General features: G+C 40.3%; 25 protein-coding genes. 13 read left to right on the top strand and 12 right to left on the bottom strand.

What is annotated here, in order from left to right:
* The first annotated feature begins 517 nt into the window (after positions 1-517).
* Together A5868_RS14535 and A5868_RS14530 are read left to right on the top strand one after the other, a co-directional pair.
* Positions 518-778, top strand: a complete 261-nt coding sequence (locus A5868_RS14535) for a DUF5316 family protein (protein ID WP_086305362.1) — start codon at positions 518-520, stop codon at positions 776-778.
* Between the two features lie 79 nt (positions 779-857).
* On the top strand, positions 858-1,268 hold the full coding sequence (locus tag A5868_RS14530; protein WP_086305361.1) for a YybH family protein: 411 nt from the start codon (positions 858-860) through the stop codon (positions 1,266-1,268).
* Between the two features lie 346 nt (positions 1,269-1,614).
* On the opposite strand, the gene A5868_RS14525 is transcribed toward A5868_RS14530, so the two are convergent.
* Positions 1,615-1,905: a hypothetical protein gene (locus A5868_RS14525; RefSeq protein WP_086305360.1), complete on the bottom strand. Its 291-nt coding sequence runs from the start codon at positions 1,903-1,905 to the stop codon at positions 1,615-1,617.
* A complete protein-coding gene (locus tag A5868_RS14520) occupies positions 1,902-2,474 on the bottom strand; it encodes an NADPH-dependent FMN reductase (RefSeq protein WP_086305359.1) in 573 nt (190 codons plus the stop codon). Before A5868_RS14520 ends, A5868_RS14525 begins: the two co-directional genes overlap by 4 nt.
* 146 nt (positions 2,475-2,620) lie before the next feature.
* On the opposite strand from A5868_RS14520, the gene A5868_RS14515 reads away from it, so the two are divergent.
* From A5868_RS14515 to A5868_RS14505, 5 genes are all read left to right on the top strand, one after another.
* On the top strand, positions 2,621-2,995 hold the full coding sequence (locus A5868_RS14515) for a MarR family winged helix-turn-helix transcriptional regulator (protein WP_254908352.1): 375 nt from the start codon (positions 2,621-2,623) through the stop codon (positions 2,993-2,995).
* Positions 2,996-3,382: 387 nt separating this feature from the next.
* Entirely contained in the window at positions 3,383-3,535 is a 153-nt protein-coding gene (locus A5868_RS19100) for a hypothetical protein (RefSeq protein ID WP_176281354.1), read from the top strand.
* Between the two features lie 771 nt (positions 3,536-4,306).
* Positions 4,307-4,459: a hypothetical protein gene (locus A5868_RS19095; RefSeq protein ID WP_010778737.1), complete on the top strand. Its 153-nt coding sequence runs from the start codon at positions 4,307-4,309 to the stop codon at positions 4,457-4,459.
* Between the two features lie 777 nt (positions 4,460-5,236).
* A complete protein-coding gene (locus tag A5868_RS19400) occupies positions 5,237-5,371 on the top strand; it encodes a hypothetical protein (protein WP_254908351.1) in 135 nt (44 codons plus the stop codon).
* A 93-nt stretch (positions 5,372-5,464) separates the two neighbouring features.
* Positions 5,465-5,680, top strand: coding sequence for a hypothetical protein (locus A5868_RS14505; protein ID WP_086305356.1), 216 nt, complete (start codon positions 5,465-5,467; stop codon positions 5,678-5,680).
* Positions 5,681-5,753: 73 nt separating this feature from the next.
* Here the strand turns inward: A5868_RS14505 and A5868_RS14500 are convergent, their stop codons facing one another.
* Both A5868_RS14500 and A5868_RS14495 read right to left on the bottom strand, forming a co-directional pair.
* Positions 5,754-6,371, bottom strand: a complete 618-nt coding sequence (locus A5868_RS14500; RefSeq protein WP_176281353.1) for a CPBP family glutamic-type intramembrane protease — start codon at positions 6,369-6,371, stop codon at positions 5,754-5,756.
* A gap of 240 nt (positions 6,372-6,611) precedes the next feature.
* Positions 6,612-6,989, bottom strand: a complete 378-nt coding sequence (locus A5868_RS14495; protein ID WP_010778742.1) for a nuclear transport factor 2 family protein — start codon at positions 6,987-6,989, stop codon at positions 6,612-6,614.
* A gap of 223 nt (positions 6,990-7,212) precedes the next feature.
* Here A5868_RS14495 and A5868_RS14490 point away from each other — a divergent pair, with 223 nt between their 5' ends.
* The 3 genes from A5868_RS14490 to A5868_RS14480 all read left to right on the top strand — a co-directional run bounded on the left by A5868_RS14490 (position 7,213) and on the right by A5868_RS14480 (position 10,144).
* On the top strand, positions 7,213-7,755 hold the full coding sequence (locus A5868_RS14490) for a hypothetical protein (RefSeq protein ID WP_010778743.1): 543 nt from the start codon (positions 7,213-7,215) through the stop codon (positions 7,753-7,755).
* A 301-nt stretch (positions 7,756-8,056) separates the two neighbouring features.
* The gene (locus tag A5868_RS14485; protein ID WP_086305354.1) at positions 8,057-8,971 is read left to right on the top strand and encodes a hypothetical protein; all 915 of its coding nucleotides are present in this window, start codon (positions 8,057-8,059) and stop codon (positions 8,969-8,971) included.
* Positions 8,972-9,559: 588 nt separating this feature from the next.
* A complete protein-coding gene (locus A5868_RS14480) occupies positions 9,560-10,144 on the top strand; it encodes a LysM peptidoglycan-binding domain-containing protein (protein ID WP_086305353.1) in 585 nt (194 codons plus the stop codon).
* A 319-nt stretch (positions 10,145-10,463) separates the two neighbouring features.
* Here A5868_RS14480 and A5868_RS14475 read toward each other — a convergent pair whose 3' ends face one another.
* Positions 10,464-10,865 carry a transcriptional regulator gene (locus A5868_RS14475; protein ID WP_086305352.1) on the bottom strand — a complete coding sequence of 134 codons (402 nt, stop codon included), beginning with the start codon at positions 10,863-10,865 and terminating at the stop codon, positions 10,464-10,466.
* Positions 10,866-10,960: 95 nt separating this feature from the next.
* Here A5868_RS14475 and A5868_RS14470 point away from each other — a divergent pair, with 95 nt between their 5' ends.
* On the top strand, positions 10,961-11,866 hold the full coding sequence (locus tag A5868_RS14470; RefSeq protein WP_086305351.1) for a helix-turn-helix transcriptional regulator: 906 nt from the start codon (positions 10,961-10,963) through the stop codon (positions 11,864-11,866).
* Between the two features lie 514 nt (positions 11,867-12,380).
* Positions 12,381-12,863: a hypothetical protein gene (locus tag A5868_RS14465; protein ID WP_086305350.1), complete on the top strand. Its 483-nt coding sequence runs from the start codon at positions 12,381-12,383 to the stop codon at positions 12,861-12,863.
* A 185-nt stretch (positions 12,864-13,048) separates the two neighbouring features.
* Here the strand turns inward: A5868_RS14465 and A5868_RS14460 are convergent, their stop codons facing one another.
* The 3 genes from A5868_RS14460 to A5868_RS19390 all read right to left on the bottom strand — a co-directional run bounded on the left by A5868_RS14460 (position 13,049) and on the right by A5868_RS19390 (position 15,532).
* Complete coding sequence (locus A5868_RS14460) at positions 13,049-13,816, bottom strand: helix-turn-helix domain-containing protein (RefSeq protein ID WP_086305349.1); 768 nt, start codon at positions 13,814-13,816, stop codon at positions 13,049-13,051.
* A 271-nt stretch (positions 13,817-14,087) separates the two neighbouring features.
* Positions 14,088-14,996, bottom strand: a complete 909-nt coding sequence (locus A5868_RS19395) for a DUF2142 domain-containing protein (protein ID WP_254908361.1) — start codon at positions 14,994-14,996, stop codon at positions 14,088-14,090.
* A 2-nt stretch (positions 14,997-14,998) separates the two neighbouring features.
* Positions 14,999-15,532, bottom strand: a complete 534-nt coding sequence (locus A5868_RS19390; RefSeq protein ID WP_254908349.1) for a DUF2142 domain-containing protein — start codon at positions 15,530-15,532, stop codon at positions 14,999-15,001.
* Between the two features lie 333 nt (positions 15,533-15,865).
* Here A5868_RS19390 and A5868_RS14450 point away from each other — a divergent pair, with 333 nt between their 5' ends.
* Positions 15,866-16,645, top strand: coding sequence for a C39 family peptidase (locus A5868_RS14450; protein WP_176281352.1), 780 nt, complete (start codon positions 15,866-15,868; stop codon positions 16,643-16,645).
* A 167-nt stretch (positions 16,646-16,812) separates the two neighbouring features.
* On the opposite strand, the gene A5868_RS14445 is transcribed toward A5868_RS14450, so the two are convergent.
* The 4 genes from A5868_RS14445 to A5868_RS14430 all read right to left on the bottom strand — a co-directional run bounded on the left by A5868_RS14445 (position 16,813) and on the right by A5868_RS14430 (position 24,914).
* On the bottom strand, positions 16,813-17,739 hold the full coding sequence (locus tag A5868_RS14445; RefSeq protein ID WP_086305347.1) for a carbon-nitrogen hydrolase family protein: 927 nt from the start codon (positions 17,737-17,739) through the stop codon (positions 16,813-16,815).
* Positions 17,740-18,077: 338 nt separating this feature from the next.
* Positions 18,078-18,548 (bottom strand): IS200/IS605 family transposase, encoded by a 471-nt coding sequence (gene tnpA / locus A5868_RS14440; protein ID WP_086305346.1) that lies wholly within the window; start codon positions 18,546-18,548, stop codon positions 18,078-18,080.
* Between the two features lie 67 nt (positions 18,549-18,615).
* Positions 18,616-19,290, bottom strand: coding sequence for a helix-turn-helix domain-containing protein (locus A5868_RS14435; protein ID WP_086305345.1), 675 nt, complete (start codon positions 19,288-19,290; stop codon positions 18,616-18,618).
* A 152-nt stretch (positions 19,291-19,442) separates the two neighbouring features.
* The gene (locus tag A5868_RS14430; RefSeq protein WP_176281351.1) at positions 19,443-24,914 is read right to left on the bottom strand and encodes a Cna B-type domain-containing protein; all 5,472 of its coding nucleotides are present in this window, start codon (positions 24,912-24,914) and stop codon (positions 19,443-19,445) included.
* Between the last annotated feature and the right edge of the window lie 83 nt (positions 24,915-24,997).

Genomic DNA, 24,997 nt, shown 5'->3' with positions numbered 1-24,997 from the left:
TTACCAAAGCTAAAAATCCGTAAAAACACTAACATTACAGAGATTTATAAAAACACATCAACTCTCTTCATTCATAAAAAAACTTATTCAAGGTAACGATAATCCGACAAATAAAATACCCAATTCTTTAAAAAATTTCGTAAAAATTGAATACATTTCATTATTTTTACTATTACCATTTCTTTAAATAGTGTTTTTTATACAAAAAAAAGAACGATCCCTGCTACTCCTGAGAATAGCAACGATCATTCAGTTCTTCGTGTAAATCTCTTGTTCGCTGCCGCTTTTGATCGTAACTCAAATAAATCGGCCTCTATTTTTTGATCCGCACCATTTTCGCTATGAAAAAAACAGTCGATCTGCATCAAGCCGACTACACGTTTCTTTTCCCTTTTTCAACATTAAATTACTTCATTCGTAAAGCTGCTCGTTTAAATTTTTTCAAAAATCGTTTTCTCTTCTATGGTACTATTTAATCAAAAACAGTTTGAATAACCAACCTACGAGGAGTGGGCCCATGAAAAAATATGCGGCAACGTTCATAATCAGTTCCCTATCTGCTGCGTTGCTTTATGCCATGAACTTTCATTCAGCAATCAAATTTTTAGGTTTTGGCTCTTTGGTATTGAGTTTAATTCTTTCAGGAACATTAATTTCTGGGGATCGAATGCGCGCAAATAGTCAACATGAGCACACCTATTCTAAAACGAAGTACCTTTATGTCCTTGCTTTCGCACTGCCTTTTTTAATACTCTTGTTTCTTACTAAGAACCTTTAGATAGAATCTTTTACGAGTTGACATTCTTATTCTAATCATTATACTTTCCATTAACACTATAAGGAGGTGCTCGTTGAATATGAGTGAAAATGAAGCCATCGAAAGAGAAATTAAAGCAATAATTGATATTTGTGATCGTTTGATTCACGAAGAACGTTTCGATGAATTGATCAATTACTATACGGAGGATGCAATACTTGTAATCAAACCAGGCATCGTTGCTCATGGACGTGAAAAAATTAAATCAGCCTTTATCAAAATTGCTGAATACTTCAATAATTCAATGAAGCCTGTCGAAGGAAAGATGCTTTACTTAGTAGCAGGTGACACGGTTTTAGTTCTCGCACAAACCTTTTTAGAAGCTAGCGAGAGCGCGAAAGAAAAATCAGAATTTTCAATGGAACGTCGGGCAACGTATGTCTTTAGAAATATTCGTGGTCAGTGGCTTTGCGCGATCGATAACTCTTACGGAACTGATCTAGTCAATTAACTCAAAAAAATCGCTATGCGTATGAGGACTTTCCATACTAATCTTTCCCCGCTATACCTTGTATACAAAATTTTTTCTAATTCATTTTGTACTTTCTACCGTTCGCGGTTGCGTTTTTTAGTATCTTTGGTACTATTTCATGGTCTAGCTAAAATAAATCGCTGGATCAATGTTGAGGCAGTCAGAAATGGCTGCCTTTTTATCTGCTTTATCCAGCTAAATCTGGTGCCTTTTGGAGGTATCAGCCTTGATCAAAAATTATGAATCTTTTTTCAACGTTTCAATTGCTCGTTGACACGTTTTGCAAATAATTCATTTCTAGAATTTGATAAAGGCTTTTGACACCTCAAACACACCCACTGCTCCTTCGTGCTGGCAGAACAACTAACCCCAGTGCAGCGCTGCTGGTACCCACAAGGATCAGCACGACTTTTCTTATTGTTCTATTTCTTTCATTATCTTCCTGAGTCTTATGGACGATATCCGAAACAACCGTATCCCCTGCTTTTTCTTGGACAAAGGCTTCGTGTCTTTTTTCGTCCGTTCGTTCGTGCTTCTCAAAAACAACATTGAACATAGAAAGCCCTAAACAAATGGCGGCGATAATTAAGCACACGACTGAAATCATTTTTCTCATGAAGCACCGCCTTTTTTTACAGAAAAGAGTTGGACAAATTCCTCAGAGACCATCGCAACTTGCGGCTTGATAGTTTCAAAAGAACGATCGATGTCAATAAACTGGTTGTTTTCATCGAACATTTCTTTGGTGATCGTCAACGGAGGATTGACTGACATATTGTACATATTTAAGCCCTGAGTCACTAATTTCATGGAAATCAATCCTTGGAATCCGCCGTGCCCGCCATAGACCATAATGCTCACCGGTTTGTGGCTCCACTCAGTATAAAGATAATCCAACGCATTTTTTATTACCGCCGGATAGCCCCAATTATATTGCGGAAACAGTAAAACGAAACCGTCATACTGCTGAATCTCTTCGCTCCAGGCCTTCGTATGCTCGTTCTGATAATTTCTCATAGCTGGAATAGTTGGTTCATCTAAAAATGGAAGGTTCACTTCTGCTAAATCAATAATATCAATCTCCAAGTCAGCGTGTTCCATCGCCTTTTTGACCCAGTTCGCTACATCTCCGCCAATTCTATTCGGTCGATTGCTGCCTAAAATAATTCCAATTTTATTTTTCATTTGTATCATCTTTCCTAAATCTAGATAAATGTGCAACTTGCACACGTTTATTATAAACAGATTATGCTATAATTACCAGCATGGAGAATGAAATTTTTAAATCCCTTTTTCAAATAGTCACTTTTTTCAACGACCCCAAACACGATATGGACCTATTACGAAAGGCAGGAATAAAAGGAGATCAAAATTTATTACCGATCATTGTTCGTGTGGGTATCGCTAAGACTATAAATATCGGGGATCTAGCGAAGCAAGTGGGGAAAAACCACTCTTCGACAAGCAGACAAATTGATAAATTTGAAAAACAAGGGCTCTTAACGACCACTTATAATAGTGCCGATCGACGAATCCGTGAAATATCACTTACGGACAAAGGGCGTGCCCTATTCCAGCAGATAAATGACGCACGGTATGAGCTATTTAAAAAAATACTAGACGAAACTGATCCTTCTGACGCTTCAAAAATAGACGAAGGACTTTCGCTGCTTGCGGAGATTTTACAAAAAATAGAGGTGGATTGACCCAATTAACAAAAAGAACAACCTCTTCCTGACCCTGGGTTTCTTCGGCTTATGGTCTAATTGGTCCTTTCTAAAAAGAACCCGTCCCTCGTAAAAGGACTGGTTCTTTTTGTTGCTCCCAAACGACGTTAGTTGAGACTGGAAGATCCTTGTTTCTTGATACCGGGACTTTTTCAAAAAATAGAGCGATCGTTTTCGATGTAACCGACGCCCTACCTGAAGATATGCTCCGTATTTGCATTTCCCGATAAAGCAGCTTTCTATTTTTCGTGATCGTATTGATAGGAATATCCGCGGTTGCTTGACTATCTTGATACGTTTTTTACATTTCCTTAACGGTTCATTAACATTCATTTAGTATTATAAAAATAGAAAGAAGGTGAAAAGATGAACAGTATCAAAACAGATAATCGTCGCCTCTGTGTAGTGTTAAATACTAAACTGAATAGATTCCTTGCTTACGATAAAAATACCCCTCAAAAGTTTGCGATTGGCGTCACCATCGAACAAGCGATTAAAAAACTGAACATTGCTTCTTAGTATAACTACTGATTTCAGTAGCTTTTTTTTTTGCTTTTTTTCTATTATTCCTCCCTTTAACAGCTATCACGATCCTAACTATGCTGCTAAAATACTTTTGATTCTCAGAAGTCTTCTTCAGCTTCTCGTTGATAGATTATTCCGACATCGCATTTGGATAACTTTTAAACCTAGCTTCCATTAAAAAACTAATTCCTCGGTAACTTCATTTCCAATCTAGTAATTTTCAATTAGCCAATATATACTTTAGCTACTAGCTACTAAGCAAGCGAAAGGATGTCTCGTTATGAAAAACAAAACCTCCCTTTTAAAAAAAACGTACTATGGATCGCCTGTCTGATCATAGGGTATCTAGCAGCAATAGTTATATCTACCGTGCTTCCATAGATGATTGGTGCTCATCTTCCATTAATTATCTCGTGCGCTTATGGGGTGATTTTTATTATTCAAAAGTCATTGATGCTTAAAAATAGCACCTTCTCGGATGCTGTTTCTTCCAGTAACTGACTTTTTTAAAATTATGAATAGGATAAAATTTTGTAGAAGTGATTGTTTGAAGTTAAATAATAAAGTTCAGTCAAAGGGGCTTTTTGGGATCACTACAGAGCTATCACTTTTGATGGCACTTTTATTTACTTAATGCCTCCAAACACCACGCTTTTCTGACGCTAGTTTCTCCACTTACAGAATTATTTAAAAATCCACATTGCTCTTTTTCTTCATATACATTAAAATTTATTTTATATTTTGAACAAGAAAGAGGTGAGCTACATGCAGTTTGATCATATTGTTCTTTATTCCCTTAAAGAGTTTAACAGCAATAAAGAAAAAGAAGGGTACTTTCCAAAAGACGGGCACGTGATTAATGTTTTTCTTAGTTCTAACACAGGTACAAATCGTGTTGCTGTAGGTTTTAAAAAATAGGATTTGGGAACTGAATAATAAGTGAGCAGGCAATTTTTGACTGTTTACTTATTATTCAAAACTCTGCTATAGCCCCAAATACCGCACCTTCCCTGGCACTAGTTTCTCCGGTTACTAACTAACGTGATTATTGTTACTTTTTCACTCTCTAATTCCATTGCTTAAGCCTTATTTCATTTGATATACTAAAAAGAAAAGGAGTTGTTGATTTGATTAAAAACTATCACGCTTTTTTTAAATTTTCTATTGCTCTAACAGTGCTGTGCTTTTTTCTAGGCAACATTCAGGACAACTCATTTCTAGAATTTGCAAAAGGCTTTTCTACATCTTTATTAATTGTGAGCGCTATATTTAAAATTAAGAAAGATCGTTCACCTGAAACGAGCTAGTTTATCTAGTTCATTTTTTTACTTGATACCCCCAAATACCGCACCTTCCCTGATACTGTTTCCTTCAAATATATGATTCCCTTAAAAAGAAAGGTCGAACAAATGACTCTTTATAAATTTTTCAGTGAATATATCAGCTTGGTAGCACTAACCTTTCTCTTTTTTGTGAGCGTTCAACGGATTACCACTCATTCGTTCCAATTGCTTTGATCGAACTACCGATTCCGTTAGCCGTTTTCCTTTTCAGAAAGATCAAACGAAATATTCAGTGACTTTTTTCTCTACAGTTCTCTCCATCACACACTTCCTACTTCCCAATTATTCTGTCTCAAAGGCTTAATCCCCCTTGTCCATCCCCGCTTAATACGGCATACTGAAATGAGGGGTGATGAACTTGAAAATACGGCGTGTATTGCCTATTGTAGCCATTTGGTGGATTGCGATGGCTGCTTGTGGAATGATTACAGGAATCACCATTTCCAACAACTTGAAAGATAGAGACCAGCTTCGGAAAGACTCCTGATTGTGAGTCTTTTTCTGCACCTCATGTACTACCGACTATTACCGCCTCGATAACCGTTGATTTTCGCCATTCTCACAAAAAAGGAGCGCTCTCATGCAAACGACCACTATTTCAATCACTTTGGATCACTCACGGATCATTCTCTTTTCTTACCTGATCCCGTTTTTAATCAGCTATTATTTACTGAAAAAAACAACGCGAAAGCACCCTCTTCTCTATGCGTTGCTCCTTGCGGCAATAACAGGAACGCTCTTGGCCTTCGCCACCATTCGACTCTCCTCTGCCTTCATGCGGGAGTTCACGTTTTAGATTCATGGACCAGAGAAGTTTAAAAAAGCTCAAACGGCAGGACCGTTTGAGCCTTTTTGTGTATTCTTGATTTTTACTTAAACGCCATCGGCAACAAGCTGATCATGTCGTAAAGAAAATGACAGATCCAAGATACCCACACGGAGCTGGACCGTTTCCATAAAAAGTTCAGGACCAGACGAAGCGGCGCCAGTGTCAGCAGTAATTGCAGCGGATGGAAGCCATAGGCCGTGACGTGCCAGAAGGCAAACAGCAGTGCGACGAGTACTGACGAAACAGCAAATGACAGGCCCTTCTTTTCAAACGCGATCAGCAAGTTCGTCGAGATCAGCTCTTCCCCCATCAGCATGAATGGAATCTGCGTCAAAATGAAGACGAGGGAGATTGATGAATCGATACTATTGGTCGTTGGTTTTCCTGCGATCGTATGGAAAAGCAGTCCGAACGCAATGCCTGTAAGGATCGTCAGCGGAATGCCGTATAAGAGCGTCTTGAATTTGAAGTGCTTAAATTGCTGAATAAAATCATCCTTTAAAAAGAAATAACCAATAAGTCCTGCGAAAAGTGCATTGAATAAAAAGCCGATAGCCTTCATAACACTTGCAAGCGGCGTCATGGGCAACACTAGAAATAATACCGCAACAAGGATCGTTAACCCGATGGCTGCGTTGGCTCGTTTTTGAATCGTCATATTTTCCTCCTTTTGATGAAGAAGAGGGTGACAAGAGCCGCCAATATCCCCCGATGATCCCTTCCTTAATGGTAAGGAATTCTCTGAGGCACAGCCCTTTTTCGTTCTTCAACATCCGTTCGTGTGATGCCCACTAATAATAGCAAAAAACACAAAATGAAGGAAATAAAACACTGTTGGAAAGCGATTGCTTTTCTAGTGACTCCTATGGGACAAAAAGTTCCTGGGCGTTATGGGGAATCACTCTTTTCCAGTGATTTTGCAGGGTCTAAACGTTTCATGCGTCGCTTCATACTCTTCTATTTCTTGGATAGTGTTTCCATCAAACCGAATCATTGATACGCCATCAAAGGAATAAAGTTGTTCCTCTCTTGCCTCAAAATACCATCTTACAAAGAAGCGGTCTTCACTTACTTGAAAAATATCCTTTATCTCCCACTTTAAAACAACCTGCTTCTGTACCATTTCATTGATCCATAGATGGATTTCTTCTATACCCGCATAGACTGCTCCATAACATTCACGGTAAATGATATCCTTAGAAAAATACGAATCTAGAGATGTAAAATCTCTCGTGACCCACATAGAGAAATAGTGCCTAATCCTTTCTTCCTTCATGAGTGAGTCCTCCTTTCTTGCTATCTTTTTCTTCTATTATAACAAGGGAACAACAAGAAATATCCTCGCGTCCATCTTTCCGAACCTAAGTCAGTATCATTCTTACCTAATACATGTGAAAAACTATAGTCATTCTTTCAAAAAATTTATATACTATTAGTGTAGATAAATTTTCGGATGCTTGAATTCACAAAAAATTAAAAAAATGGTTAGGACAATGGCTATGGAAGTGAACGATAACTTTTTAAAACTTCAAATCACTACACTGGATATGTTTAAAATGTTGCTATTTGGCTCATCCATAATGGGTGGCATTATCGCTGGTGTCAGTTACGGCATTTATTTACTTTATGGCCTATTCAAGAAGGATACTTTAGCAAGTATTCTCTTGATTTTTAATACAATAACCCTTTGGAATTTTATACCGATTTTACTATTAATAGTTGTGGCATTCCGAATTTCCAGTATTTTTTTCTTTCAAGGTCTTAGCGACTTACTTTTTTTAATGAAACATCAAGGAATTATTTTCTATATGGATATTAAAGGAATGCAATTTTATAATTTTAATACGAAAGAATTTAAAACAAAAACCTGGGCTGAATTTGAAGACGTGGGCTGCTATAAACAAGAATCCGAAAAATTATCCTATAAAAATCAAATTAAGTTTACTGATGGAGATGTTTACAACTTTGATTTACGAGGAACCATTTCTACAAAAGAATTTCAAGAAAAAATCGAAGACTTTTATCTAAAGTATTGTGATTAGTACTTGTCCAGCAAATTTTATAAACAAAAACAACAAAACTGAAAATTTAGAATTATTAGCTGCATTATTTCGTTGGCTTACAGAACAAATCAGACTTCTTTTTGTTCACTTTCTCCAAGAGAATACTCGATGTTCTGTAGCGCGCTGTGGTTTTTAGTTTCTTCTTTCCCTTCGCAGATTTCCCCACACTCTTCTACCCTTTTATTCCGATAAAACCTTAGATCAATTTCCGTTATTTATTCGTTCGTTGCAAGCTGTTGCAGTATAATAATTATAAAGTTTTTTTAGGGTGGGGTTAATTATGCAAAGAAATCAAAATCAAATGATAAAGAAAAACACACGATTAAAATGGACGGTCCTGCTATTGAGTTTAATAATCCTAATGTTAGTCGGTGCTTTTTTTCTTAGCATTCTGGGAAATGCTCCTTCTTCTTCCGGCCAAAACGGGGGTGTGAACACTTCTAGTACAGATCGGTCTAGTGATAGTTCCATAGATACTACGGACTCATCAACTTCTGTTAAGAACGAACAACAAACTAATGAGACGTCCTATAGCGTTACTTTTAATGGGTATCCTGAAGCTAGCGGCACTTACGGAACTATAAAATTTCATCTGGTTACAGGTAAATCAAATGATGGCATTGAACTAACTTATAATTCTCCAAACTTTCAGCAAACACAATCTGCGTTACTTGTTCCCATTACGATACCTACCAAATCATTGAAAGTAAACGAACATTCTTCTGTGAAAATCGTTAAAGTGAATACTGAACTAAAACTGGATACTGTCGCTGATGCGGCAACTAAAGAATTTTTTTATCCTTTTAATGAAAACGATACAAGAGTATACGCGTATTACATGAACAACGGGCATATAGCACTTGCATTTCAGCCTCATTCAAACGTAGACCAATATCAAGTAATCGAATTTGATCCATCACTCACTTCAAATACTACTGACGCTCCAACCTATGAAGAAGCTAAGAAAATTATGCAAGAAAAATACCAAACGGATGATAGTGTATATGCTGATCTTGGATCTTCATCCGATAGAAATGGTGCGTATAGAAAAATCAAAGCCACTAGCGTTAGCATGAAGGAAGATGGTGGTTCTGGCACTCTCGGGTTTTTGAAAGTTTATTCTGACGGTATTGTGGTGGAAACAAGCGATGGAAACTTTGAGCATTCAAACGAAAATCACTACAATGTAAATTGAGAATACGCTCTTATACTCTTTTGCTACACCATGTCGTTTATAGACTACACGATTCCTGTAGTTTCTTCTTTCAAAACAGACCTCAAATACCCTTTACAACTCCCCCTGCTTCGCTTACGATCATTGAAAGGAGTTGGGGAAATGAACGTTCTCATGATTGCTATCTTTTTACTTTTTATCATACTTTGTAGTTATGGCTTTTCTTTGAATCAATACCACACGTCAAAAATAAAAAATAGACTCCTCCGAGCTTTCATTTCGGGATTTCTAGGCGTATTGGAATTAATTACTACTGCATTTATCTGACGAAATAAACAGCCGGTCACTCATAAAAGTGTCCGGCTGTTTTTAATTTCTTCTACGATATTCCGATAGGTTGCATTAACCGAATAATTCGATAGGTTGCTAGACTCTGACGTTCATATTGATAAAAAAGAGAAAATTTGATTTTTACTCATATTATCTAATTAATACTTATTATAATGACCGTTATCGCGATAAAATCTGATAAACTTAACCTATGGGATATGTACGATTCGTTTCATAAGCTGCATGGTTTTAATTAAATCAACGTAATGGAGGTAGAGTATGAAAAAGTATAAAACGTTTTTATTGGGTATTTCACTTTTAGGTTCACTCACTTTAGGGGTTCTTTATGGCACTGATGTAGCCGATGCTTCCGCTTGGCAACCACGTTCAGTTGAACAAATCAAAAATGATATTGACGATTCTGGTCAATACACGGTTCAGTCAGGAGACACATTGTCCGCCATCGCTGAAGCCTTGAATCTAGACCTCACAGTATTCGCTTCGGCAAATAACATTAATCACATCGACCAGATCAACGTGGGAGATATTTTGATTACTAAGATCAGCACCTCGATAACTCAAGCGCCAACTTTAATTCCACCGAGTGCAAGTATTCCAACAGAGAGCGCCTATCAAGAGTTTTATTACGAGGAGCCACAGGCTGACACTACCACGTATTTTGAAACTCCTGCTGTCGAAGGTTCTGGGGAAACTTCAGATGAAGAAATCGTGCCTCCTTCTGATTTCGAGCCGGTTCCACTACTAGAGCCGCAAGTAGAAGATGATGAAGACGACGAGTCGTTGGAAAATCCACACGATTCTGTGGAGCCTGAATTGCCAGCAGTAGATAATACAGAACAATAACACCTATTACTCTGATTAGTGCCTATTTTTCGATAGGTACTTTTTTTATTCTAAGATTGTCAAATCGAGTGTAATACTTTATCAAAGAAGACTTTATAAGGTGTCCTCAAATCTATACAGTTTCTAGATCTGCTATTCAGTTTTTCAAGCAAAAGCTCGATCAATGGGCGTGATCCATGACGAGACGCCAATGATCCCCCTGCGTATACGCAGGGGGATTCTCGTGCTGGGATGATTTCAAGGGCTGTCCGCCTGTGACTTTCCTTGGCGGCTGGATTTTCGTTGCCTGAGTGATCTGAGCGGGGTACTGAGTCGGAAACTAGAGAATTCCTATGAAAATCGCCTGTTCCCCAGTGGGTGCGTAGGCTTCATAATCGAACCCATATGCGCGGTGGAGTGTCTGGGCGTCTTCTTCTGCCCATATTTGCTTCCATGTATTTAGGATGCCAAATTCGTCCGAGGCATCCACGGCATATTCCTTCCAGCGATAGTTCGATGTATCGAAAACAGGCGCTGTCTCCGTCTCTGTGCCGATCGAGACAGAATAATCGCCCTTATAATCACTTTCGTACTCATGGTACACCGCCACGATTGTTTTGCCTTGTTCCTTCGCCTGAGCAATAGCAGACGCATTTCGCTGCCAAAGACCGATAATTTTTTCCTGAATCGCTGCATCCTTGAAATTGTTCGTGCGTACCGTATCAAAAATCGAAAACTTCATGTCAATTCCTCCTCACGACTATGGTTAAATAGTACTATAGATACTATGACACCTTTTGTCATCATTTAGCGAAAACTTTTGGAGGAGAATCGGAAATGACGAACGAGCGCCTATTTGGAATTATTTATCACCTTTTAAATACAAAACGAACGACCTCAAAAGAGCTGGCGGCTCTGTTTGAAGTGTCGACGCGGACTATTTTTAGAGACATCGATACCCTCAGCGCTCTCGGCATCCCCATCTGTGCAGATACTGGCAGAAATGGCGGGATTTACCTGATGGATCACTTTGTATTGGACAATGTGTTACTGTCAAAAAAGGAACAGGAGCATTTGCTGCTGGCACTGACAAGCATAAAAACGATTGTCCCAGAGGAAAGCGACAGCTCCTATTTAAAATTGCAGTCCCTGTTCAATCTCTCCTATGAGAGTTGGTTAGACATCGACTTTTCCCCGTGGTATCAAGAGAAAAAGGAAGACACCTTCGACAGTCTCAAATCAAGTATCTTAAATAGAAGGAAAATCACCTTCGATTATCTAAATTCCTACAATCAACACACGAAAAGAGTCTGCAAGCCCTTAAAATTGCTCTTCAAATCACAAACCTGGTACTTGCAAGCCTTTTGCCTGAACAAAAATGAATTTCGGATGTTCAAAATCAGCCGCATGCACTCATTGCAGCTTCTCGATGAGACCTTCGACCCGATGGTGCCGCCTGAAATCCCTGCCCTCAGTCGGAAAGAAGAGACTATTTCTTTGACCCTGTTGTTTTCTAAAGACATCTTGTATCGCGTGTTCGATGAATTTGATCATGCAGACATCGCCTTGCAAAAAGAGGGCACGGCGGTCGTCTCCACCCAACTACCCGACCAAGAATGGCTGATCAGATACCTGCTGTCCTTTGGCAAGCACCTGAAAATCATCCAGCCCATCCGCATCCAAGACCTCGTCCGAAAAGAACTGACAGACACGCTCTCACAGTACCTTTCTTTGGAGAAATAGCGACTCTGAAGGGCTGTTAGAATGTGTTTTTTCCGCATTTTCATGGAATAAAATCACTGAAATTAAGGAGCTCGATGATTCCATCCTCTGTTCGGTAACTGTCTCAAAATGACCTACAATTCTTTTTACAAATTTCCTCGTAATGTTTGTACTGAATGTCATACTTTCGTGAAATTGCCAGTATGTTTATACTCAATGTCAAACTTTCGTGATATTGCCAGTATGTTTGTACTCAATGTCAAACTTCCGTGAAATCACTAGAATGTTTGCACTCAATGTCAAACTTCCGTGAAATCACTAGAATGTTTGCACTCAATGTCAAACTTCCGTGAAATCACTAGAATGTTTGCACTCAATGTCAAACATATGCTTAAAATGCATAACTGATTTCGATGCTCTGGGTGGGCTGACAAGTGAGACTCCAAGGGCATTTGACAGCTTATTCGTCTATCCATGATTTGGCGTTTATACTATACTGAAACTAAAGGATACTTTACGGCGAAGGGAGCTTTTTATGGGCACGTATAGAAAGAAACGTTTAATAGGATTATTTCTGTTGGTTTTGATCGCCCTCTTGCTGCTCCCGCCACAAAAAGAATCAGCCGATAAAACGACAACAGAAACGATCCTTTCGAGTGTCGCTTCCTCTGTCATCCCTCCAGAAGATCCCGGTGATCCCACCGTATTTTTGGCACAATTTTCAGGAAAATGGCGGTCAGAAGAGATCGCTCAAACCATTGAATTCAAGCAGATCGAGGGCGTCCCTGTGGTTGTGAAAACAAACGAGAAGGCCCCCAACGAGGATGGAACCGTTGAACTGAAAGGGGCAGACTATGTCTCCTCACACGATCATTGGATACTAACCCCTCTAAAAATCGCTGATTTCCGCTATAATCTCAAGCAGTTGTCTCAGAATGAGATACAGTTCTATTCCTTTACGACGAAGGAAAACTCAGAAGGTGTTTCAAAACCGTTGATTTATTCTAAGGTGGATTAGAGAGTCAGCGAGTGTGTTCTTTGCTGTTCCCCCTTATCAAGAGATATTTTAAAGCTAAAATGTTTTTCTGAACATCAAAATCTGCTGAAAAAATGGACAGCTCCCACATGAATAGGGCGCTGTCCATTTTTATTTTCCTTAAACCCTGAGCAAAACCTCGTCAAACGCTCGACTCCCTGCTCTGATTAAAGGCTTCTTGTTTTGTCAAAATAACTTCCTAGAACGTAAAACAATGCGGATAAAATAACGCACGGGATGGCACTGGTGAGCGTGCTGAACCACAGCGGCTCACTGTGGACGAAAAGGTTCGTCAGAAATCCTACCACGATCCCGAGTAAGAAAAAGAGCGAGAAGGAATAGTAAAGAGACCATTTCATTCTCTTTTGAATAAAAACCACACTCCAAATCAGCACCAGCCAAAGAAGGCTTACGGGAAATGCTATCCCCACGAAAAAGGACCCTTGGATATAGTCGGATTGCTGCAACGTGACATCTAGCAAGCCTAAAAAAGCGAGCAGTAGCAGACTACCGCCGCCCATCAATAGATAAGGATGCCAACGGTTCCTCTTGGCAAAAAAATACACCAAGGCATCTGCGGTCACTAATGAAAGTACGACGATCAACGACCACGTAAGCGCGCGATTCAAAAGCACATTCACCAGCACACAAATCCCCATGCTCAGTAGCGTCACTAAATAAAAGGCCATGCCCAAAAATTTTCTATTCATTGTTTTCTTGACTCCCTTCACCACGTGTTGATCTTCTTTTAACAAAATATCTAAAGAAATCTGGTAAAGCTCGCTGATCGCGACGATCGTCTCCAAGTCTGGGTAATTCTTCCCCAGCTCCCAATTCGATACCGCCTGCCGTGACACATACAGTTTTTCAGCCACTTCCCCCTGTGTTAAATCGAGTTCCTTCCGTTTACTTTGAAGCTTTTCCCCGATGGTCATTTACTTGCCTCCTTGAATTTACCCTATCAAATTCCTGTAAAAAAGCCTATCAAGCATCTCTTGCATCCTTGATATAAAGGGATTTACAACTATTATATCGTTTCATTAAGGGGTTGTGATTACTTTTCTTTTTTAGGGAAATTTGTTACTCGTAATTTCCGAAGCTTTCGAATGCTAGAAACACGAAAGCCCCACTCGGTGAAGAGTAGGGCTTCTTTTCGCTCCATGGCGAGGTTCTTAAAGAGTGCTGCGGCAATTTAATGACTTTAATTTACATAGCCGCTGGATAACGACCGGTCAGCGTGACGATTGCAGCGATCAAAACGAGGACCAAAAATAGAGAGACAGCAATGTTCATCTTCATTGGTTTGATAGTCAACACCGCCTCTTTGCTTGAAAACAAAGGGACAACTACCAAACTGATTGGGATAAAGTATCTTCCTTGCAGGCCTTCAATTGAGGCTGTTCTTCCCACTTTGTTCCAAATTTGATACAAGGCGAAGAATGTGAGCAGCGTGTAAAGAGCCATCAGCACACATAAAAGGACTCGCTGGTAAACGATCAAGGATTGCCCGTCTTTCTCTTGGACTAAAGAACCTAAAATGAGGCTTGAAAAATACAGTACGATCCAATGCAGCCCCATCGGCGCATCTAATAGTCCAAATTTCCCAACAAAGGAATAGACAATACTGTCTCCCTTCACCCCAAATAAATAGTTTTTTCGTACGTTCTCAAAGAAAATCGATGGGTCTTTTAGAAATTGCGCCAATTGCTTGTCTGGATTCCCGAAATCTCGGTAAAGAAGCTGTTGATCGATCATCATTTTATTCCAGATAACATAACACAAAATACACGCTGCAAAAATGATGATTCCCCACACGGCCTTCCTTTTAATACTGAAGGACCTATTGGGAATCAAAAAGAAAAGCATTCCTAAGACAATCAACGTAGGCTTCAGCAGAACGAGCGTGATCATTAATAACGCGCTGATCAAAAGCTGCATATTCGATAGTCGTTCTTTTCCGATCAGACCCGTCAGCCAAGAGATGAACAGGAAGCTCATTGAAATGATCATCGCATCTCCTGATGTTGACGATGCTAGAAAAAGCGCCATTGGGTTTAACGCCAGGACGGCAGCCCCCAGCTTAGAAAAGCGAAATTTCCAGATGACAAAAAACATAATCAAGATATAGCCGAATAAATTTGCGTACCGTGCGGGGCATAGTATTGCCAAATCATCGGCTTGTCTAACGCTTTTCCGACGGCTATTCCCATTATTTGAGGAATATAATTGACGAAATAGTAATTTGGGATCCCGCCAGTCCCAATAAAGGCTTTCTCACCCTTTTCAATCTTGTCCTTGTCCACACCTTCGTAAAAATAGGGGAATTTTTCTTTTTTCCCATTCATATCTACTGCATAGGAGTTCATACTTTTTATTGTGTAAGGCACTTCGAAACCAAAATTCCCCCACGTACTCTCCTCTTTTCCCAGCTTCTCCTTGAAGGCTTCTGGACGTACCTTGAATTCTGAAAATGAATACGCCTTAATGAAATGCCCCACCTCATCCGGTGCCTGTAACGGCGGAACGATGTTTACCATCATCAGCCCAAAAATCAATGACAGCAAGAAAAACAATCGGTTGGGAAAGGGCACCTTCTTCAATGACTCTAGTATACCCAAAACAACATCCGCTACCTTCTCGATTAAAATCACCCCTACTTTATAAAAATCCCCTCTAATTATACCTAGTATATATTAGAAATAATAGCGGATTTTAAAAGGAAAGTAGATTGATTGGTCATATATTCATCAATTGCCTATTGAAAATAAGAAAATTATCAACGCGAGAGCGCATAATGAGGAAATGATGCCATGAAGCGGACTTTTCCTATAGTTGTAATAAAATTCAAGACATTCCTCTTCCCTTGATCAATTGCTAGAAGAAAAATTCTTCGAATAGAATATTTTTTATATTGCTAAAAGATTTCTCAAATGTTACAATTGCGTTACGAATTCGTAACAAAACTTTGTGAAGGAAGTTTTTTAATGATCAAGGAGAAAATGAACGTCCTCAGTACGCTTTTCAAAAAGAGGCGTCGCTTAAAGAAACCGGTAAAAGTCATTTTGATCCTCTTTTTACTGAATGTCTTTCTTTTTTCTTTAGCACTCATGGAGCATCAAAAGAAGAACACTCTTGAAGCCCATGCACGTAGCGCGAAGAAGGAAAATGCCCTTCTTAAAAAGGATTTAGCTGAAAAAGACGAGCTGATGTTGCAGCCTCAACGGGCCTATTCCTTAAAGGTCAGAGAGCTGTTAAAAAAAGAAAAATTGACGCACTGGCTTTTGCTGCAAACGGATGAGCGCTGGGCGAATGTATCTTATGGCTGGGGAGACGAAGCCCCGACCGTTGCGATGAACGGCTGCACGCTTGACGCGTTGGCCATCATTGATTCGCGGATAAAGAACAAGGAAATTTCTCCTGAGACCATTCTAAACTGGAGTAAAAATAACTACTTCACGGATCAAGGCACCTCATGGTCGATCTATAAGGATTTTGCGGAAAAAAATAAGTATACCTATAAGGATTTGGGCACAGATATTCAAAACGCGCGCCCGTATTTAGAGAAGGACATCCCGGTTCTTGCTGCAGCGAAGCCCGGCATGTTCACAACGATTGGTCATACCCTCGTCTTGACCCATGTCAGTGATCGCGGCTTTCGACTGCTAGATCCCAGTGATAATTCCCTGAAGAACCATTCGTTGACCACCTATTCCGAGGAGCAATTATCCCCCGAACTCGTTCATTATTGGGTGATTTATGACTGAGTGTCTATCCTCCAGAAAAGGCATAAAGAATCCACTACACCCTCTGTAAATAGCCAAACTATTTGTCAGAAACTCGCTGTTTCTGTCATTAGTTCATCTAAAAACGTCTGGTTGCTTCTATTAATAGAGCAATCAGACGTTTATTTATACTTTTAAAAAAAAAATCGTTAGTTTTCTTTGACTTCCAAGTGAAAGATATCAGGACGTGAATAGTGCCCCGTCGAATCGAAGTCCATTCTGCTAAGTGGAACTTGTTCCATATCCAATTCTTGGTAGAGAATGGTTTCTTGAGACCACACAGGGTCCACGAGATACTTCCCAAAAGGACTGACAATACAACTTCCTCCAGGACACAAATCTTCAGGCAAATGGTCTAATTCACTCCGATAATGCAGGCCTTCTGGGTAATGAGATTTTGTGACATACTGATTACACCCAATCACGAAACAACGCCCCTCCATTGCGATGTGCTGCATCGTATGCTGCCATTCTTCTCGATTGTCTGCCGTAGGTGCCAAGTAGATCGATACCCCTTTTTGATACAACGCAGCTCTAGCCAATGGCATATAGTTTTCCCAGCAAATCAGCCCGCCAATCGTTCCAAAGTCTGTATCGACAGTGGAAATAGCGCCCTCATTGCCATCTCCCCAAATGCAACGCTCCGTGCCAGTAGGTTTCATTTTTCGATGCTTAGAAACGATTTTCCCTTCTGGGCTAAAGATAAGAAAGCTACAATACAGCGTACAATTTTTAGGGTCTTTCTCATTGATGCCAATCGCAACATACGCATTGGCCTCCTTCGCGGCCTCGCCGATTCTTTCAGTATCTGCACTAGGAACGACTACAGAATGATCGTATAGGAGTTTCCAGTCCTCTCTGCCTTCCATCGTTCTGCTTCCGACAACGAACCCATACGAAAATCCTCTAGGATAACACGGAATAAATGCTTCAGGAAACACAATTAGATCTGCCTCTTTTTTCCCCGCTTCTTGTATCAATTGGATTGTTTTATCAATCGTTTTTTCTTTATCAAATAGCACTGGGGCAGCTTGTACCACCGCTACCTTGCATTTGCTTTTGGTGAACGCAATCATAATTTGACCTCCTAACAGAATAAGTGAATCAATTATAACATCTTTATCTTTTATTTTTAATCTTTTTTTCATTATATATACGACCGTACAGGTTAATTGCATTCGTTCGTTTCGTACATTTATCACTTCTGCTGTAAGAATCTTCTATAAACTCTACTTAATTCACGAAGCTCATACCCAGACTATATGATCGGTTGGCTATGCGTGTATTAGGTTCAGAATAACCCATCCAGCCGTGAGAATGGGTGAATTTTTAACACCTCTAGAAGAGGTCCTCGCTCACGTACTCCATAAATGGAGCTTTCTAAGAGACCGCCAACCGCTCAACTCTCGCTACTTTATTTCTTTTTCTTATCCTTGAATGGATCGACGTATTCTCTTTTGCTTTTACTATCTCGAATACGATCATCTGATTCTTGCTCTCTTATATATTTTGCGATTGTTTTTTGATTTAAACCCACTGTACTTACGTAATACCCTTTTGACCAAAAACTTTTATTTCCATATTTATAGACCAAGTTTCCATGCTGTTCATGAATCAGCGTTGCACTTCTTCCTTTTAAAAATCCCATGAAGTAGGAAATGCTTATTTTAGGTGGAATTCTTACTAACATGTAGATATGATCTGGCATTACGTGCGCTTCGATGATTTCTACTTCTTTCATCTCACAAAGCTTGCGTAAAATCCTTCCGATATCTTTTCTCAGTTCTCCATAAATTACTTTCCTTCTATATTTTGGAGTGAACACGATGTGGTACTTACAATTCCATCTTGTGTGTGATAAACTTTTGTCGTCATTTGATGGCATAGAAAAAAGTCGTATCTCGGAGATTTTGAGATACGACTTTTAAACCAAACGAAGCTCCTTCTATGACTTACATAATGGTCAAACGGCCTTCTTCTATGGCGGAATAGATTGTTTCGTCTAAATAATAGCCTTTCCGCCAAATGGTTCGGACGGCTTTTTCGTCTTCCAACGGATAGATTTGCTCAAATTTGTTATTTATACTATGGACACAATTTGACAGGCTGGACAATCTCGATTTTGTGGTCTCCTCGTCTCCCCAAAGCTGCAAAATCAAATACTCACGTGTGACCGTTTCAGGAAAGGTATCGTACAATTGACGGACAATTTTCTTTTCCAAAGTACTCAAAGATATTCTTGCCCCCTTGGCTTCATAATTCTGCTGCGAACGAGCTACGTACATTGTATCCAAGGTATCGCGCAGCTCTTCCAAACCAACCGAAACGGGAAGCTGATACACCCGTTCGTCGCTTGTTCTTTTTGGTACGTCTGACACATTATTTGTTATTCTAACGATAAACTGCGGGGCATCTCCCAGCAGCTTTATGACTTGCTCGACTTCACTTTCAAAAATTGTCTCGCTGAGAAAGAGAATGGGAAAAAAGTGGAGTATGTCTGTCTCTTTTTTTCTATTTAGTAGTGCACTCAATAAATGAGCCGAACAAAAGACATCATAGCCTAGCGTCTCCAATAGCGACTTGAGGGTCTCTTCCTTGTTTACATTTCTGGTTAACATTAAAATCATTTCTTTTCTCTCCTTAAAAAAGTCCCATTCATCAGTAATCTGTTGAATGGGACAGGGACCGACTTTGTTTTTTTAAAAGGATCATTCCTAGCTTTCACAACGCTTATATACGTTCTTGACCTCAATTTTTATTCTTAAAAAGAAACGTAGGATTAACTCTTTTTAGCTCGTATCCGGTAACGAAATATCCCTGCTGCTACAACGAGCACCAGACCCAGGATTAGAAGAGTACGCGATCCCTTTTCTCCTGTTCTAGGAAGACTTGTTTTATAGTTGGTTGCACTGTTGTCTCCTTTAAATGAATGGCCGCCTCCCCCGTGATTTTTAGGTGAGGAAGGAGCAGGAGGCACATGTGTATTTGTTAAAACATAGCCTTGATCCTGATTTCCAGTGATTGTTGCTTTATAGCTCTTGATGGAAACTTCTTTAATCGTATAGTGAATTGTTTTTCCCTGACTGCTTAACGGCAGGTCTGAAAAATCTCCCTGCCAGTTTGTCGCTTTGGTCAAAACCAATTCCTTGTCCATTTGTTTTCCGTCAGCGAACAATTGAACACGGATGCGCTCTGGTCGAAGCCCCTCCTGATCTCCAAAATCGTCCCACACTTTCAAAACATTGATACTTGTTCTTTTAGGTGTATAGCTATTTATTAGATCGAAGCCGTTGACCGTCGTGCTGTAATGAGAAACGCGATCTTCCTGAATGGCGTAGCTTATTTTCTTGCCATCCTGATACTTCGGAAGATCTGTAAATTGGTATGTCCAGCCCGTTTCAGCGCGAACCTCTTTTTCGGCAACTTCTTTTCCATCGGCTAATAATCGAATATGAATCGACGCAGGTCGAAGCCCGTCCTGATTGTTCTTATCTTTCCAAGTTTTTGTTCCAGTAACTTGTGTTGTTTCAGGAGTATGGGAATTGGTGAGGGCGAAAGTCCCTTTTGCTATTTCCTCTACGGTTCCTTTATACCCGTTGATCGTTCCAACTTCACCAACGGTATACTGAATTTCTTTGCCCTTCGATTTTACGGGTAAATCGTTCCAGGTAGTTGACCAGTCATTCTCTTGGCTCAGCGCCACTTCTTTCCCGACTTTCAATCCATCTCCATACAATTGGAGGTGAATTTTTTCTGGGCGCAGTCCATCTTGATTATCGGAATCGTCCCAGTGTTTGGTTGCAGAGACACTGGTTTTTCCTGGTACATACTTATTCGTAATCGTGAAATCCGTAATTGTCGTCGTATAATCTGTCACAGAGCTTTCCTTCACGCTATAATTGATTTCTTTGCCATCCTTGAATTTAGGCAAATTGATAAATTCATATGCCCAGTTGGTTTTTTCGGATACGTCCTTAGACTGTTCAAACTTACCATCTGCAAAAAGATTTACCGTGATTTTTTCTGGCCGCTTACCATCTTGGTTATCGGCATCGTCCCATACTTTTTTTCCTTGAACTGAGATTACTTCAGCTTTATGGGAATTGGTGACCTCAAACCCACCCTTTCCATCGGGAGAGATGCTGGTTAGTTCATAGTCTGGAACGTCCGATTCCTTGACCGAATATAGTATTTCTTTTTTTGCCTCATCGTACTTTTCTAAGTTTTCAAACGCTCCTGACCAGTTGGCGGAAGCAGTGACTGTCAGTGTTTTTTTGGTTGGCTTTCCATTGGCTACCAGCGTAACTGCAATCTTTTCTGGTCGTTTACCATCTTGGTTATTGGCATCATCCCAAATCTTTTTGATCGGCACATTGACGTACTGCGTTTTTTCATTGGCGATATCTTGAATGGGCTGCGTTAATTTTATGACCCCTTGATCGTTAATAAGTTCAAAAGACTGTTCCTGCGTCACTCGATCGTAGCCATGAGGTGCGGAAATTTCCTTTATTGAATAGGTTCCTTCCTTTAGGCCTGTAACGGTCACCGTTCCTGTTGCGTCAGAAGTTAGTGACTTCGCCACTTCTTCGGAGATCTTGTCTTCACTGCTGACCCATTGGACTTTGTTAGCGGCAGTGACTCCATTGTAATAGTCGCCCTTCGCATTCTTGATCGCGAAGACGGCTCCCGACAACCCCTTCTTAGTCTCTCCATCGACCTTCTTAAACGAAATTCTCGGAAGATCGTTTTCAACGAACATTTCCGCAAATTGTGCCGTCTCGGTGTCTGGATTAAATCTCACGACTTTTCCATCCCGCAGCTCTTGGCTGACTGTAAAACCATCTGGTGCCTGCGTCTCAATCAGCAAATAATCGTAGTTTGCACGCAAGTTTCCAAATTTCAGCTCTCCTTTTTCATCCGTGGTTCCTGAACGAACGAGTTGTGCCTTGTTTCCTTTCTCATCTCGGGTCCATAGTTCCAGTTTTGCTCCAGCTAGAGGTGCATTTTCGCCTTTGTTCTTGTCGATTTTGACGAGTGTAACAGAAGCCGCTGAGCCCTGTGCACTTCCACCAGAAACAATCACTTTTTGTTTAGTAGTCGTTTCCTGTTGAATCGTTTTTTCATTCATTCCCTTGATCGAAATCTTATTCGTGACTTCATCCGTCAAGAGACTTGAATTGATTAATGACCGGTATTCTAGCATATACGCCGTGTTGATCGTTTTCAGCAGTTTGATCGTCGCTACTTGTTTGCCGGTTTCATTGTCCGTCTGTACATCGACAGAATAGTCTTTTCCTTGTTCTAACGTTTTATTCGTATTTTTTGAAATATTGCCTGCCGCATCTATGACGGTTTCAAAAATCTTTATAGATGCTTGGTCGATCACTTGATTTACTGAAGGCTCATCCGTGATGACCACATCATCCAGGGTGGATTGCGAAGGGTTGATCACGACTGACCAGTTCACATAATTCATATTTCCGCTGTCTTGTTCCCCTGATTTTACAGCGTAGCTTCCCCCATTTGATGCCTTGACAGAGGCTTCCACTGTCTTGCTTTTGCCATCATTTTGAAAAGTTGCCTTATTCAAATATGGCTTGTCTGTGATCAATGACCCTTCAAGACTTGTCTCGAAGACCAGCGCATACGCTTTGGTTGAGCCATCTGGCAGATTCGCAGAGACGGTCTTCGCCGATTCCGCGGCTGCGTTTGCCACTTCTGTTCCAAGTTTTATGGAGCCATCAGGATTGATGGTAACTTCATATAATTTGGCGCTGTTCGGTACATAGGTTTGCTCTCCGAGGATCGGGTCGCTGATAGTCGCGTTTTTTAGCGTTTGTTGATTGTAATTAACGATCGTTGTCCACTTGATCCGCTTCGTTTGCGCATTGTATTCCCCGCCTTTTGAAGCGTCCACCACGTAATTTTTCGTAACTGTTTGATCTTTTTTCCCGGTATTTTGATGATCCTTGCCATCCGCATCCTTCCACTTTGAAACAGCCGTGTTGGTAAATTTCTCTTGTTCTCTGGCAAAATCGGTCGCGTAGCTGATCACATAGGTTTTATTGGTCCCGGGGTCAGCCAAAGCCCCGATGAATTGAACATTGAATTTTTTATCTGTGGGTTCTCCAACAAATTCATAATCAACGCCAAGGTGCAAGGGTGTCTTTGAGCCTTGTTCGAAAATCTTGAAGCTCTCTTTATTGAAGACCAGCCCCTCAGACATCGTGTCTTCTAACTTCCAGTTAAGCATGTCATAGTTGAAGCGATTGACCGTGATCTTCCAATTGATTTTTCGATTTTGATAATCCACAGAAGCGTCCTTAACGACACCATTTTTTTCAATCGTTCCACTACCAGATCCTTTATATCCGCCATCTGTGATGACCTCGTTTTTTAACGTGCTTCCATCAAAATTATCGTCAACGATAACGGTCAGTTTTGTTTTGTAGTCAATGGTGATGGCTGTAGAGACTTCTTTTAAGAAGGTGACTGTCATTGATTTTCCATCAAAAACAAGGGAATAATCGGTTCCTTCGACTAAAGTTGTCCCACTTACTGTTTTTACAACAACAGACCCTTTGACAAACTCTGCATAATCTCCTACAAGGGTGTCCTTCACATACGACCCCGCGGGAAGCTTTTTATATCCTTGATTGTACGCGATTTTCCATTTGTAAACCTGTCCGTTTTCGGTGGTATCTCTTACGCCATTCGATTTAGAAATGAGCTTTCCAAATTGGAGCTTCACTTGCGCATCTGCCGATTTTACATCTGTTCCGTTGGTTACTGTTGCTGTATTTTTGAAGGAAAGCTCCCCGCCTTCGTAGGGGATTTTATTCTCATCGACTGTCGTTTGATAGACCAGCTTGAAAGATTTTGCTGTCTCCGCATAGTTGCCGATGAACGTGACGACATTTCCTTCACGTGTGTAGTCGGTTCCTTCAACTAAAGGAGTGGTCCCTACATTTACGACCTCTCCCTTTAGATTTATTTCTTGAGGATAGATTTTTAAATCTGCTAAGTTCAACCCTTCCGGCAGAGGGTCCGTCACCGTGGCATTTTTTAATACATTCAAATTCGTATTAATGGAGACATCCCAGCGAATTGAGCGATTGTCTGACCCTTTGGTGCCTAATTTGCTTATTGAGTTGCCGCCATTTGGCCGAACGGTGACTTTGATCTCTTTAGTCCCTTCATCGAGAGGAACTTTGATCGTTGTTTCTCCCGCATTGTTTTCCTCTTTTAATTGTTCCGCATAAAACAGTGTTCCTGAGATGTCATTTTCCTGCTCGACTTTTTGGTTAAATGTCCAGCGCACCTTGCCGTCTGCACTAATGGTGTAATTCCCATAAACAACCCCGGAGCTGTTTTTTAATTCTCCGCTTTGAGCTCTCACCTTTAGATTATCTGGCAGCTTCGTCTCGTAATAATCCCCGCCTTTGATCAGCTTATCGTCGATCAGACGTTGCGGGATTTCCCAATTGTAAGAGAGTTTTATGGTGGCGTCAGAGGGAACGGTTTCGTGCTCGTAATCGATCGGAACATTGCCATTGAAAACCTCGATTTTTACATCAGACAAAAATTTTTCATCTGCTTCAAACAACGTTTTGATATCTACCGGTTCTCTTTCAGCTAACGTTGCTGCCTTCTTGCTAGCAACAGATTTCTCTTTCTCCTTGCTGCTCTCTTGAGTCGTGATGCTGGTCGTAGTTGTTTGTTCACTTGTGCTTGCGGACGTTACGGTCGTTGACTCTGACGATTCTTTCGTTGGTTCTTTTGAAGAGGACGTACTTTGAGCGCTCGTCAGTGGTGGAATCGTCACCTCTTGCTCTTGATCCGCAGAATGAACCTTAAATGAACGTTCGTTTTCCCCTTTGTTCACGCGAAGACGGATATTTCCTCCCACCGTCGTTTTCGGTTGTGCGTGAATCGTCACCTGTTTCTTATCCTCAGATAAGAGCGTTGAAAATTCTTTTTGAGCGTCGTTGATCAATTCAACCGGCTCGCTCAACGACAGGACGAAAGTTTTCTCTTGATCCGTCGGGTTATCGACAGCTGCTCCCACTTGAACCTCTGCGTACTGTTCCCCATCTGTTGCTGGGCTTATTTCTAATTTACGTATAGTTAATTTCTCTATCGGTTGTGCGGAAGATGTTTCTGCAATCGCAACGATAGGACCAACAAACGTATTTAAAAGTAAAACGATTAACAAAATAACAGACTTCTTTATCTTCACTTCCCTATCCACTATAACCACTCCTTCTAAAAATAATATTAATAAAATCCATATATTAAAAATATATATTAATATTATTTTATAATTTAAAGAAT

Source organism: Enterococcus sp. 12F9_DIV0723, from assembly GCF_002174375.1.
In the GTDB taxonomy this organism is placed as follows: domain Bacteria; phylum Bacillota; class Bacilli; order Lactobacillales; family Enterococcaceae; genus Enterococcus_A; species Enterococcus_A gilvus.
The sequence above is the reverse complement of the archived record's forward strand: the minus strand, read 5'-3'. Positions and strand labels throughout refer to the sequence as shown.